The sequence below is a fragment of the Stieleria mannarensis genome, assembly GCF_014154935.1.
GTDB lineage: Bacteria > Planctomycetota > Planctomycetia > Pirellulales > Pirellulaceae > Stieleria > Stieleria mannarensis.
On the sequence record NZ_JACEHH010000037.1, the window covers coordinates 25625 to 39052 of the forward strand.

Sequence of the window (13428 nt, forward strand, 5' to 3'; positions counted from 1 at the left end):
GTGGGGCGGTGCTTTCCACGCTCTGGCGAGCGTAGCTACGATGTCGTGACGCGACGTACTAGAAATCACTCAACTCCATCCAGCGTTCTTCGGCCTGTTCGAGTTCGTTGCCGATTTCGGTCAGCTGGTCGTGCAATCGCACGGCTTCGTCGGGGTCGGTTTCGGTCAACAGTTTCTCGTTGATGGATTTCTTTTCGTCGTCCAACTGGGCGATCTTCTTTTCCAGGTTCTTGATTTCCTTTTCGGTCTTTCGCGATTGCCGCTGGGCGGCTCGATAATCGTCGGCGCCAGCGGTTTTGTTCGCTGGCGGCGGAGTGGATTTTCCGGCGGCCCGATCGCGTTCGCGTTCTCCCGCATCGACTTCGCTTTCCACACTTTGCAAATAGGATTCGTAGTTGCCGAAGTAATTCTTGACCGTTCCGTCGCGGACTTCGATCACGTTGGTCGCGACGCGTTGCATGAAGTGCCGGTCGTGCGAGGTGAAGATCACGGTGCCTTGGTAATCGATCAGGGCATCGGCCAGGGCTTCGACCGTTTCGACGTCCAAGTGGTTTCCGGGTTCGTCCAAGACGAGCACGTTGGCCGTGCCGAGCAACAACCCGGCCATGCACAACCGGGCGCGTTCGCCTCCGGAAAGCACTTTGATTTTCTTGTTGATGTGGGAATCGCGAAACAGCAACGCGCCGGCCATCGCCAAACAATCCTGACGCGTCGTGTCCGCATTGGACTCGTATTCCAGGTGTTCCAGCACGGTCCGCCGATCATCCAGGCTGGTGTAGACGTGTTGGGCATACGTGCCCAGCTCGGTCGCGTGGCCCCATTTAATCGTCCCGTTGATCGGTTCGAGTGAATCGACCAGCGTCCGCAACAGCGTCGTTTTCCCTTGGCCATTATCGCCGACGATCGCAGCCCGCTGGCCGTGTTCGATTTCCAGCGAAATGTTCTCGGCGACGGTGTGGCCCGGGTAACCGATCGCAAGCTCTTCGGTTCGCATCACCGTGCCCTGGCGCGGATTGACGCGTGGGGCACGGATGTGTACGGTCGGCTCGTCGACTTCCACTTCGCTGGTCTGCAAGCGTTCCAACTGCTTGGCCTTGCTGCGCGCCTGGCTGGCGGTGGACGCGTTGGCCCGGTTCTTTTCGATGAACCGTTGCAGCTGTTTTTGTTTGGCGATGACGGTTGCGTTGACGCGGCGATCGTGCTCACGACGTTCTTCGCGGAACTCCAAAAACCGGTCGATCTTGCCGGGGTACATTGTCAGCTTGCCGCGCGAAAGCTCCAACGTTTGCGAGCAGGTCGCTTTCAAAAACGCTCGGTCGTGGCTGACGATCAAGGCCGCTTTGTTGAACGTCCGTAGAAAGTGCTCCAACAGAATCTGGGTTCGCAGGTCCAGGAAGTTGGTCGGCTCGTCCAGCATCAACAGGTTGGGGTCGTTCAACAGCAACGCCGCCAATTTGACCCGCGTCTGCCAGCCCCCGGAAAGCGATTTCACCGGACCATTGAGGTAGTCCCCCTTGAGTTCGAATTGGCCGGCGACTTCGCCGCACCGCCAATCCGGCTGGCAACTTTCCCGCATCAAGAAGTCCAACGCCGACTCGCCCGGTTGAAACGGGTCGTGCTGGCGGAGGTAACCGATCCGCAGCGAGGGATGGTGGATGACCTCGCCCTGTTCAAGTTCCTCGTCGCCCAGGAGCGCTCGCAAGAACGTACTTTTCCCGGCACCGTTGCGGCCGATAAAGCCGACTTTCACGTCATCGACCAAGGATACGTCGGCACCATCGAGCAGGACTTGGTCGCCGAATCGCTTGTGGGCGTTTCGGACTTGGATCAATACGGCCATACCGGCAGACAAACGGGGGGTAAGGGGGCGTGAACGAAACGCCGTTGAGGGTACCAAGCCGAGGCGGAATCGTCGACTGCCGTCAGCGACGCGCCAGGATCAAATGCCAGCCCGTGGCGTTAGCGAGGGGCATGTGTCGCAACGGGGGTGATCACCGGCCGCTCGCTCACGCTTCCCGCTGGCATTGGGGCGTCACGACCGTTTGGGGGCCGCGACGGATTTGGCGGGGCGGCGCTTGATCGGGGCGAGGGCATGTTGGACCTGGAACGCGACGTCCGCGATCAGGGTGTCCACGCGGTTGCGGCTGACCGCATAAGCCGCCAACGCGGGGATCGCGACCACCAGGCCGCCGACCGTCGTGACCAGCGCCTGGTAGATCCCTTCGGCCAAGTCCCCGGCGCCGGCCGCGCCGCGCGTCGTGGCAACTTGCTGGAAAGCGAAAATCATCCCGGTCACGGTTCCCAGCAATCCGACCATCGGGGCGATGTTGCCGATCACACTCAGGTACTCGATCCGCCGCATCATCCGCGCCGACTGTTCGGCCAGTGCATCTTCGACGGCTTTTTCCACGCCCTGCCAGCCGTAGTCGACTTCCGCGATCCCCGACAGCAACACCACGCTCAACACGCTCGGTTCACGCCGACAAGCCGCATCAGCTTCGGGCAGCCGGCCGGTCAGCAACGCTTGCCGCACCGTTTCACTCAACCCTTCCGGCAAGACCTCGCCACGACGAAGCGTCATGATTTGGTCAAACACCAGGTAGGCCGCGAGGAAGCTGAGTGAGAGCAGAACGACTAGGATGACGGCGCCGACGATGCCCCCGCTGAGCACGATGTCCAGCAAGCCTGCGCCCTCGGCCGCCGCGTCGACATCGCCTTGGGCAAGCAACACATCAAACGAGACGGGCAATCCTTGCGGCATGGTTTGGCGGTGGATGAGTGTTGAAGAAGCGGTGACAGGGGAAGCCCCAGTGTAGGCGAACCGCCAGTGTAGCAGCCACGCAACTGCCGTTAAGGACAGCAGGTAGGAAGATTTCGGGGGTAAGAAAATGGTGAGGGTAAGAAAATGGTGAGAGGCACCATCCATTCGGGCTGGACAATTTCCCCACCCCCAAATCTTCCTAACTCTCCGCCCAGGTTAACACCGGCCGGCGGAGACTAAGAATTCCGCGTCGGTCAACAGCGGGTCGTCCCAGCGGAGACGCAGCACTCGGTCCTGCTGCAATCGGGCGATCGCATCCTCGTGGCCGCGGCGAATGGCCTGCTGGGCGCGCCCGGTGCGACCGTTGGACTGGGCACTGGAGAGTGCGATCATCGCAAAGATCGCGGTGGGCAACAGCGACAGCACCAAACTGGTGATCACCATCGCGAACTCGGGCTTGGGAAAATGTTCTAGCGGGTGTTGCGTTCCCGAAGCGTCGGACGCCGAAACGTGCATCAACGTCTCGTAACTGGCTTTCAAGTATTCACCGTAGAGCGCCACGAACGGGCCGGCCATCAACGCCCAAAAGATCAATGTTCCGATGATGGCCAAAGCGGTGGCGGTTGACGATGCGACCGCATTCTCTTCGACCGCGTCTTCGAAAATCTTTTGAGACCGTTCCTGGAGCGCGTCGATGCCGGCCAGCGAGGCGACGTGTTGTGTTTCCGAGCGCGACGAAACACGCCAATCGCCCGCGGCAAGCGATTCCGCGCCGGCTTCCTGATCGTGACGCTGCAGCAGCGCCAACTCTTCGCGAAACTGCGCCGCCAGCGGGCCCAGTCGATCGGTCACCGCGGCGGCGCTGCGACGCTGCAACCCGTCGCGGACTTCGTCGTTGGCGTTGCGCTCGGAGGTCAAACTTCGCGTCGAGGTCCAGATCGTGCTGACCAGCGACGGCAGCGAACCGGACAACGACAACAGCACGCGATCCCAGGCGCCGTGGGTCAAATTCAACACGCCCAGGATGGACCGATAGGGAAACCAGATCGCACCGGTCGACGTCAACAGTTTCAAACGCAAACGACTGCGCACCGCGGCCTGCATCGGGCCGTCGGGGCCGACGAGCGTTTGTGCGACTTCGCCGGGCAGCTTCGTCGCCTCGTCATTCAAGCGACCGACCGCGCGGGTCAGCCCCGGCAACTCGTCGGCCAACAACGCGCTCAATGCGGATCGGAAACGACCGTCCAGTGCAGCCAGTCGCGTCGATTTGCGCCGATCGCTGTCGGGGTTGTTTTCCAACTCGATTTGCAATTGGCGGAGCAGGTCGCCGGCGGCTTGGGCGCCGATTGGTTCTTCGTCTTGGCCGCTGAGTTCAAAATCGTTGACCTGGATCGGTCGGGCGATGATGCTTTCGGGCGCCGCGGAGCGCAGGTTTGCCAGGAAGGCATCGATGTCGGCATGCAAGGCCGCATCGTCGGCGCCGATCGTGTTGATCACGGGAATGACGATCGTGCCTTCGCTCGCCACGGCAAGTGCTGATGGCGTCTGCCCTCGGATCTGATCGCGGCGGACGACCAGGACGATGGCCGAGGCCAGCGAGAGCGCCCGTCGGGCGACGTCGGCGATCCCCGGTCGATTGTCGGTCGCCCCAGGTGCGTCAACCAACATGTACGGTGTGCCGATCGGTTCCATGTCGGCGGTGGAAACTCGAATGAACCGTTCAAATCGCGGGTCCAAATCGACCGGCGGGTGCGGGCCGACCCAAACCAGATCCTCGGTCGCCTGGTCGGCATTGTTGCCGCTGCGGATCGACACAGCCGCCGGCGAACGGCGAACCAATTGACGGATCAACCAAGACTTGCCTTGCCCGGTCGCGCCGACGACCGCCAAGACCAGGGCACCGGCGGCGCGATCTTGTGAAATCAATCGCCGCGCCCGGGCGTGTTCATCGCACAGGGCTCGGACGGCCCGCCCCGTTTCACTGTCGCCCAAGACGGAAGCCCCGGCGCGACGAACCCGAGTCAAAAATTCGTCGTCCGGGGTCACGGATGCTTCAGAAGATTCATGCATGTTTGGACTCGCGGGGCAGGATCCCGTTTAATTCTTGACGAAAGGCGTTGTTCATACGATAGACCGCGAGCGTCGCCCTTGCCCGGCCGTCGGAGGCGACTTTGACATTCGGCGTGGGGAACAGCACGTTGGATTGCTTGATGCGGATCGACGGCAACGGCGAGCCGGGATCGATGCCGATTTGGTGACACAGCAAGACATAGAACATCGACATCTGTTCGACGGCGGCTTGCGTGCTGAGCGCCTGGGCGGTTTTCCCGCCGGCCCAGTAAGCAGAAAAGGCGGTCAGCCCGGCGGCGGCCAACAATTCGACGACCGACGCGTTGGCCACCAGCACGGTCGCTCCGAAATCGACCGGCAACATCAGGACACTGCCGAACGCGGCCAGCAACGCCGCCAGGGGCGTCAGCCCGAAAGCCAACTTTTTGTGGCGTGGGATGTGCCGCCACATCTCTTCGGCCACGTCGCGCAACTGTTCACTGTCGAACACGACGCGATCGTTTTCATCAAAGCTACGCAAGACCTCGTGCATCGCTTGGTTCCACGCCGAAGCGTCGATCGGATCGTTCTGGCCGTCGAACCAGTGGGGCAGGGTCAATGCGGCGCCGAAACGGCGCAGCGAGACATCCAGTTCTTCGGGGCTGACCAGCTGGCCGACTTTTTTCGCCTTGAATTTCTCCTTGATCGATTCGGCGTACCGTTCCGCCATCGCGGTCGGCACGTACTGTTTGAACAAGTCGGTCGCTGCTTTGGTGCGGCCTTGAATGAACGTGTTGATCCGCACGCCCCAGCGGGCATACCAGGGGGCGGCGTCACAAAACGCGTCGGCCAATTGACGCACGATGCGTTCGCTTTGGTGCATCCGAACCTCGGTGATCGCCCCGCCGGTCGTCTGCTTGGTAAACAGGTTGATCGTTGTGTCCAACAGTGTTTGTCTCGCCCGCCGGGTCAACCGCAGCGACTTCTCGGCATCGTCTTCGACCGCCGGCAACCCGAGGTTCCAGACCGCGCGACGCAGTGCGGCATGGCGTCCCAACAAAAATCGGTCTGACGATTCGGGGCGATCAAGTTCACGTGTCAGATGGGTCAACAACCGGTCACAACCGATTTCCGCGGGCGGGTTTTCGTCGGCTTGCGGCGAGAGTGAAAAAAAGATCGGCAGCGGATCTTCGTCGTTGTTCTCGATCACGAACTCCTTGTCTCCGTCCTTGGCCGACTTTGGAATGAACGGTTCACTCTTGGGCAATTCGAAATCGTACGCCCCGTAGACGCGCTCAACACCGAACTTGCTGGCCTGGGGCTCAAACGATTCCAGTACGTCTTCGGGCGTTTGGCCGGGACGGATCTTGTTGACGGCCAACAAACGTGGAATCCCGGGCATCAGATCCGAGATCGTTTGCAAGATGTCCCCGAGCGAGCGATCGCGGGCCATGCTGGGGGTGGAAACGACCAGAAACGCGCTGCAGAACGTCGATGCCTTGCCCAGCAATTCACGCCTCCGCTCGGGCGAACCGACACCAAACACTTCATCGGACACGATGTCGGGGCAATCCAGCAACCCGATCCCCAGATCATCCAACGCCGGATCGGTCGCGACCAGGGGAACGCCCAGCGCGTCGACGCCGCCGCTGCGATTGTTGTATTGCTCGTGCGCCTCTTCGGGCATTTCCGCCAACAACTCGGGCGGGTGTCCGACGGCGTCGCCGAAATCATCCAGCAATAACTGCCACAGGTCGGGTTCGTCGCGCCATTTTTGAGGCAGCCAGAGGACGAACCGGTGGGTGCCTTGACGGTTGGCGACCCCACGCAACGTTCGACGACGCCCGTGCCGGCTGAGCAAGGCGGCGACCAGGCTGGTTTTTCCGCTGTTGAGCATCCCGGCGATGGCCAAGGTCGGGTACTCGGCCAAACGGGCTCCGTGAAACACCTGACGGCCCAGCGAAATCACATCGCCGGCCAACTTCGGCTCGATGCGACGCAGCGCGGACAAGAAACTTTCGTTTCCCGGTTCGGGGTAAAGACGCTCGACGGCGGCCCGACGATCATCGTCTTCGAGTAACGCTTTCAGCCGTGGCCAGTCGACCTGGGGCGGGGATTTTCGTCGTTTGTGACCAAACATATCCGGTGTTCAGTTCGCCGTTGATTGAGCCAGTGGACCGGCCCCTGGACTGGCCGCTGGACGTTTTTCGTTCACGGCAGTGTCACCTTGGGTGCCGTCGGCCGATGGATTCTCTTCGCTGAGCTCAAAATCGTCCAGATATGGCCCGTCGAAGATCTCGCGCCACCATAAAGCAGCGTCCGCTTGCGTCCAATGGGGACTGTCGGCACAGGCGAACAGCTCGCCGGCCAATAGCTGTGCCGACTGGGGCCGTTTTTTCGGATCCAAATGCAGGCACCGCAGCAAGATCTTTTGAAGGTCCTTGGCCAGCGGGACGCCGACACGTCGCTCCGGTGGTTCCGGCTCCTGGTGCAGCTTTTTGGCGCAGATGTCGGTCGCCGATTCGCCGTCCAACGGTGCCGAGCCGCACAGCAGCGTGTAGCCGACCGCTCCGATCGAATAGATGTCGCTCAGGACGTCGGCCGAGGCCGCATCGCGAATCGATTCGGGCGACATGAACAGCGGCGTTCCGGTCAGCGAATCGACGCGCGTCAACTGGACCGAATCATGATCGATCTGTTTGGCCAATCCGAAGTCCAACACCTTGATCAAGTCATGGATGCCGCTCCGCGAGGTCAACAGGATGTTGGCCGGTTTGATGTCTCGGTGAATCATCCCCGCCAAGTGGGCTTCGGAGATCGAACCGCAGATCTGCAACAACAGATAAATCACACGCTCGGCCGGTTGGCGCCCGTAGTAATCGACCAGCTGTTCCAGCGAGATCCCTTCGACATACTCCATCACATAAAAAAAGGTGCCGTCGTCAGTGCGGCCGAAGTCGTAGATTTCGACGGTGTTGGGATGCATCAACCGTGCCGATAGCTGGACTTCGCGTTGGAACCGCGCCAGCGATCGCTCGGTCGCATCGGCGTTTTCGAGCACTTTGATGGCGACCTTGCGTTCCAACAATCCGTGGGTGCCCAGATAGACCGTACCCATCCCGCCGCGTCCGATCCGCTGATGCAAATCGTATTGTCCGAGGCGTCGTTTAAGTGCTTCGACACGCCGGGCGTTGATCTCCCGCGGGCGTGTGATCCAGGCAAGTGCCAACAGAACCGCCGCGGCGACGAGCGCGGCACAAAACAACGCGAGGAAGGAATTGCGAAGGATTTGCAGCGACGCAAACGCTTCGTCGACATCCAGCTCGCTGGCGATGCCGAAATCGTATTCCGACAGCCATGTCCACGCGCCGACCACGGGGACGCCCCGATAGCCGTTGTACCCGACGACGTTCGATCCGGTGCCGCCTCGCGTCGCGTTGTCGGCCATCAGCGTCATCGGCCACGTCGTCGGCTGGCCCGACACATCGACCTGCCTGAGAAGGTTGACGCCGGGATCGCGGACGTGAATCTTCAGCGGACTGGTTTCCCCGGGCGCCAGCAGCCCCACCTGGGACAACTGTGTTTCGAATCGGCTGCTGGAGATCATCACCGCGTGGCGATCAAAGGCATACGTCTCGCCGCTGCTGCCCATTTGAGCGACCGACAAGATCTTGCTGAACTGCTTGGACGGATCGATCATCAACGCCAAAAAACCGCTGGCCCGAAGGTCGTGCTGCAGCGGAGCGATCGCACACATGACCGCGATCGTCTCCGCACCGTTTTCCTCGTTGCCGACCTGACGTGCCGCGATTTCGAAAGGGCGTGTCACGGAGGCCTTTCCGGACGTCAATCGCTCAATCAGTTCTTTACCAAACGGAATCGCGCTGCCATTGAATCGATCATCACTTGAATCCAGTACTCCGCCCAACGGATCGATGATCGCCCAACCCAAGTAACCGGCGTTGCTCAATCGTACCGTCAGATCCCGCAAGGACTCGGTTTGGTGCGGTGGCATCGGATCGGTCAGGTTCGGATCCCGTTCCAAGATCCCGATCGCGATCGTACTCAAACTTTCATCGGCGGCATACTGCTTGGCCGTTTCCCGCTGATCGGCCAGCCACAACTGCAGCGCGTTGATGTTGGCCGCCAACACGGTTTCAAGCGAATTGCGAATGCTGCCCCGCACACTCTCACGCACCAACCAACCGACGTACAGCGTCACGCCCAACAACACGGCAACGACGAGCGAGGCGATCAGTGGCGAAAACGGTCCGACAGGCGTTTGACGAACCACGCTCAGGATCGTCGATTGCCCCAGCCCCCGCGGCGCGCGCGGGGCCCCGTCGAGTGTTTTCCACTGCGAACGCGTCGGCGGATTGCGGCTGGTGTCGTCTCGGGCCATCGTCACAGTATACGAAGACGCGGCAACCGCGCGAGCCGTCACGGTAGCGGAAGCCGCCAAGGCTTTCGGCACGCTCCCGCCGAGGACGAAACGCTTGGCGAGTTCGGCTACAATGGCAATCCATCCGGTAGCGGAAGCCGCCAAGGCTTTCGGCACGCCATCGAGAACGAAACTCTTGGCGAGTTCCGCTACGATGATCTTCAAGCTCCACTCCCCACGATTCCCCACCACGTCCATGACAGATCAGCTTGACTTGACCGGTCGCGTCCATCCCGGAAAATCACTCGCAGCAGCGATCACCACTCTCCTGACGGCCGTCGTGGTTCTTCAAGGCCTTGGCTTGACACAACACACGTCCGCCCAGGAAACGAACGTCCCACAACCCGCCCCCCAACGTCCCAACGTCGTCTTGATCCTGATGGACGACATGGGGGCGATCGACCTGTCCGGTGAAGGCAGCACGTACTATCGATCGCCGCGGATCGACAGCATCGCAAAGCAAGGGATGCGATTTAGTAACGGCTACGCCACGTGCTGTGTGTGCAGTCCCTCGCGGGCAAGCATCCAGCTGGGGACGTTTCCCGCCCGCAACGGCATCACCGACTGGATCGGTGCCAAGACGGGACTCGATTGGAAACGTCCCGACCGCTTGCTGCCGGCCGAGTACGTGCATGCGTTGCCGCACGACCAGGTGACGATCGCCGAGGCGTTGCGCGACGGAGGGTACGCCACGTTTTTTGCCGGCAAGTGGCACCTGGGAGACAAGGGTTCTTGGCCGACCGACCATGGTTATCAGGTCAACAAAGGGGGACACGACAAGGGAAGCCCGCCGGGCGGCTACTTCGCTCCCTACACCAATCCGGTACTCGAGAGCGGTCCCGACGGTGAATCATTGCCGATCCGTTTGGCGCAGGAAACGGTCCGTTACATCAACGATCACAAGAGCGATCCGTTCTTTGCGATGTTGTCGTTCTACAGCGTTCACGGCCCCGTGCAGACGCGAAAAACCCTGTGGGAGAAATACCGCAAACTCGCCCCGCCGTTACCCGAGGGGCAACAACGCTTTCGCGTCGACCGGACGTTGCCGGTGCGACAGGTCCAAGACCACCCGGTCTATGCCGGCATGGTGGAAACGGTCGATGACGCCGTCGGGATGGTCCTCGATGCCCTCGACGCCAACGGATTGACCGACAACACGATCGTCGTCTTCACCAGTGACAACGGCGGCGTTTCCTCGGGGGATGCGTTCTGCACTTCCAACCTGCCCCTCCGCGGCGGCAAGGGACGGCAGTGGGAAGGCGGAATTCGCGAACCGTTTTACATCCGCTACCCGGCGTTGGTTCCCGCCGGATCGTCTGACGAAACGCCGGTCACCGGCGCGGACCTGTACCCCACGCTGTTGGATCTGTGCGGATTGCCGCTGCGACCGACGCAGCACCAAGACGGCGTCAGTTTAAAACCGTTGTTGACCGGAGGAACCCTCCCCGACCGACCGCTGTATTGGCACTACCCCCACTACGGCAATCAAGGCGGAGAACCACATGCGATCATCCGTCAGGACGATTGGAAACTGATTCATTATTACGAAGACGGACGCAACGAACTGTACCACTTGGCCACCGACCCTGGCGAACAAAGCGATGTGTCGCGTACCCAACCGGCACGCGCCGCGGCGATGTGGCAGCAACTGGACACTTGGTTGAATGACGTCGGGGCCAAACGCCCCCAACCGGATCCGCGCTATGATCCCGAAACCACCCAGCGCTATTACCTGGAGAAACAGACGAAAATGAAACAGCGGTTGGAGGATTTCCATTCTCGGATTCTGGAGGCCGATTGGCAACCAAATCCGGATTGGTGGGGAAGTCTGCGTGCGAAGGACTGATTTTTGACTATGCTAAATCAGTCTTGACGGCATTGACGCATTGCCGCTAGCTGTCGAAAGACGACATCGCGAAAACGGGTCCTTCGCACTGTTCTATTTCGGGAGATTGATTATGACGTCACATTCCGGTCACGGGGCTGACAGTCCCGGCAATGGGGAACGCCACGGGGACCATCCCCGTGGCGATGAACTCGGCGGTGAACTCCACGGATCGACCATCGAGCGATTCTTTCGCGGGATCAGCGAGTTCATCTTTCACACCAAACTCGGCGTGGCCGACGTCCAACTGGTCGATTACGTCAGTGATCTGATGCTGCGGTTTGTCCGCGTCGATTCTCTGTACTGGTTGCGGCAAAGCGACGGCATGCGAACCAAGCACGTCGTGCAAATGATCTGTGAAGCCGAACGCCGAATCGGTTTGGCCAAACGTGAAGTCTATCGACACGTCGGTGACTTCACCCTGTTCTGGTCGGGGATGTACCCGGAAAGCTTGGCGGCGAAGAAAAACCGCGATAACACACCGGACCAATTGATCGATTACTGCCGCCAAGGCAAACGCGCCTACGCGATCGCCGCGGAGATCGACGGCGGTGCCGATCGCCCATCGTCGGAATTGATCCACCGCATGAGCGAACACTTTGAAATGTGTGCCTATGGCCTGCGCGAAGTCCGACGCCACTGGGAAGAAGACGACAATTCCGGCGGTTTGCTGACCTGGTGAATTGAAACCGGAGCATTGCTGCCGTTTTGGCAATCAATTCAGATTCTCTCCCTTGGGAGAGACGGCGTTTGCGCAGCAAGCGAACGCCAGAGAGGGCCCGTGCCGCAAAAGTTTTCGCGACTTCCGCTACGATCAAATCCGTCACTTCTACGATCACGCCCCGAGCGAGGCGATGGAAATTTCCCCAGACGCCGCCTCGGGGTGAATGCGGCGTGTGTAACAGAAGCCACTCCTGCACCAACGTTCCAAGAGGGAGCCTTGGAACGTCGCGAATCGCGGATCAAATGTAGCGACCTTCGCTAGAAGGTGGTTCCACGGTGCACTACGCTCTGGCGAGCGTAGCTACATCGAACTCTCGCTAGAGGAGCGTCTCCCTACTCGGGCAATCGGCCGGTTTGAATTTTCGGGAACGAACCGGTCAGCCCTTCCTTCATGAACGCGACCAGATCGGCTTTCTCTTGATCGGTCAGATTCAACACCTTCATCTTGTCGCTTAACCACGGGTTCTTGTGCCCGCCCTTGTCGTACCAGTCGACGACTTCGGCAAGCGTCTGTTGGCTGCCGTCGTGCATGTACGGTGCTGACAACGCGATGTTGCGCAGCGTCGGTGTCTTGAAGGCTCCCTTGTCCTTTTCCTGCTTCGTGACTTCATAGCGTCCCAGGTCGGGATCATCCGCTTCCATGCCGACACCCAAGTTATGGTACTGCTCGTCAGTGAAATTGGCTCCGGCGTGGCAGGTCGCACAGTTTGCTTTTCCGGCGAACAATTTCATGCCACGTTTGGCCGATTCGCTCATCGGATTGGCGGCGATGGCGGCTTTCAGTGCATCGTACTTTTCTTTCAACTCCGGCTCTTCGTCCAAATACTCCAAGTCGTCGGCGAACACTTTTTCAAACGTGTCCAGATCGTTTTGGAAATCGTAGGGTGCCGGCCCGGTCACCAGGGCGCGTTCGAAGGTCGCGATCGCTTTGCCGACATTTTCGATCGTGACCCCGTCGCCGAATACCTTTTCAAATTGCAGTTTATAGATCGGGTTGGCCGCCAGATCGGCGACACAGGATTCGTGGCTGTTGCCCATCTCGATCGGGTTGGCGATCGGGCCGACCGCTTGATCTTCCAGCGTGGCCGCACGCCCATCCCAGAACTGCGCGTTGCTGACGATGCGGTTGTAAGCGACCGGTGAGTTGCGACCGCCTTCTTGTCCACGCACACCCACACCGAATTGGGTTTGAGCGCCGTAACCTTGCGCGGGGTCATGGCACGAAGCGCACGAGATTGTGCTGTCGCTGGAAAGCCGGGGATCGAAGTAGAGCTGTCGTCCCAATTCGATCTTCGCCCGCGTGATCGGATTGTCATCGGGAATGAACAGGTTGCCTTTGGCGGCATCGAGCCCCTTGGGCAACGTGACCGTCAATTCGACGTGTTGCTCCGGCCGGCTCAGCCAGTTCTTGACCTCTTCCAACGTCAGCTTGCCACTGCCGGGGATTCCGGTCAGCAGCGAGTGATCGTCGCCGAGAGTGACCGTGGCCGATGGAGTTGCCGAGCCGGATGCCTCCGTCGCATCGGCAGCGGCGTTCGACAGCGTTCCGGTTGCGGCCAGACACAGCGG

8 protein-coding genes are annotated in these 13428 nt (G+C 60.5%); 2 read left to right on the plus strand and 6 right to left on the minus strand.

Features of this window, described 5'->3' with window-relative positions:
- Positions 1 to 58 precede the first annotated feature (58 nt).
- From H1B37_RS22630 to H1B37_RS22650, 5 genes are all read right to left on the minus strand, one after another.
- On the minus strand, positions 59 to 1840 hold the full coding sequence (locus tag H1B37_RS22630; RefSeq protein WP_182869051.1) for an ABC-F family ATP-binding cassette domain-containing protein: 1782 nt from the start codon (positions 1838 to 1840) through the stop codon (positions 59 to 61).
- Positions 1841 to 2032: 192 nt separating this feature from the next.
- Positions 2033 to 2761 (minus strand): MotA/TolQ/ExbB proton channel family protein, encoded by a 729-nt coding sequence (locus H1B37_RS22635; protein ID WP_182869053.1) that lies wholly within the window; start codon positions 2759 to 2761, stop codon positions 2033 to 2035.
- 216 nt (positions 2762 to 2977) lie between these two features.
- Positions 2978 to 4831, minus strand: coding sequence for a ribosome biogenesis GTPase Der (locus tag H1B37_RS22640; protein WP_182869055.1), 1854 nt, complete (start codon positions 4829 to 4831; stop codon positions 2978 to 2980).
- Positions 4824 to 6950: a hypothetical protein gene (locus H1B37_RS22645; protein WP_182869057.1), complete on the minus strand. Its 2127-nt coding sequence runs from the start codon at positions 6948 to 6950 to the stop codon at positions 4824 to 4826. Before H1B37_RS22645 ends, H1B37_RS22640 begins: the two co-directional genes overlap by 8 nt.
- A gap of 9 nt (positions 6951 to 6959) precedes the next feature.
- A complete protein-coding gene (locus H1B37_RS22650; protein WP_182869059.1) occupies positions 6960 to 9416 on the minus strand; it encodes a serine/threonine-protein kinase in 2457 nt (818 codons plus the stop codon).
- A 31-nt stretch (positions 9417 to 9447) separates the two neighbouring features.
- Here H1B37_RS22650 and H1B37_RS22655 point away from each other — a divergent pair, with 31 nt between their 5' ends.
- Both H1B37_RS22655 and H1B37_RS22660 read left to right on the plus strand, forming a co-directional pair.
- Positions 9448 to 11097: a sulfatase gene (locus H1B37_RS22655; RefSeq protein ID WP_182869061.1), complete on the plus strand. Its 1650-nt coding sequence runs from the start codon at positions 9448 to 9450 to the stop codon at positions 11095 to 11097.
- A 112-nt stretch (positions 11098 to 11209) separates the two neighbouring features.
- Positions 11210 to 11818: a hypothetical protein gene (locus H1B37_RS22660; RefSeq protein ID WP_286178050.1), complete on the plus strand. Its 609-nt coding sequence runs from the start codon at positions 11210 to 11212 to the stop codon at positions 11816 to 11818.
- Between the two features lie 374 nt (positions 11819 to 12192).
- Here the strand turns inward: H1B37_RS22660 and H1B37_RS22665 are convergent, their stop codons facing one another.
- A complete protein-coding gene (locus tag H1B37_RS22665; RefSeq protein WP_436298720.1) occupies positions 12193 to 13401 on the minus strand; it encodes a cytochrome-c peroxidase in 1209 nt (402 codons plus the stop codon).
- Positions 13402 to 13428 lie beyond the last annotated feature (27 nt).

What these genes read in the sequence shown, in the direction of transcription:
- H1B37_RS22630 (WP_182869051.1), bottom strand. Translation starts at nt 1,840, where the DNA reads ATGGCCGTATTGATCCAAGTCCGAAACGCCCACAAGCGATTCGGCGAC.
- H1B37_RS22635 (WP_182869053.1), bottom strand. Translation starts at nt 2,761, where the DNA reads ATGCCGCAAGGATTGCCCGTCTCGTTTGATGTGTTGCTTGCCCAAGGC.
- H1B37_RS22640 (WP_182869055.1), bottom strand. Translation starts at nt 4,831, where the DNA reads ATGCATGAATCTTCTGAAGCATCCGTGACCCCGGACGACGAATTTTTG.
- H1B37_RS22645 (WP_182869057.1), bottom strand. Translation starts at nt 6,950, where the DNA reads ATGTTTGGTCACAAACGACGAAAATCCCCGCCCCAGGTCGACTGGCCA.
- H1B37_RS22655 (WP_182869061.1), top strand. Translation starts at nt 9,448, where the DNA reads ATGACAGATCAGCTTGACTTGACCGGTCGCGTCCATCCCGGAAAATCA.
- H1B37_RS22660 (WP_286178050.1), top strand. Translation starts at nt 11,210, where the DNA reads ATGACGTCACATTCCGGTCACGGGGCTGACAGTCCCGGCAATGGGGAA.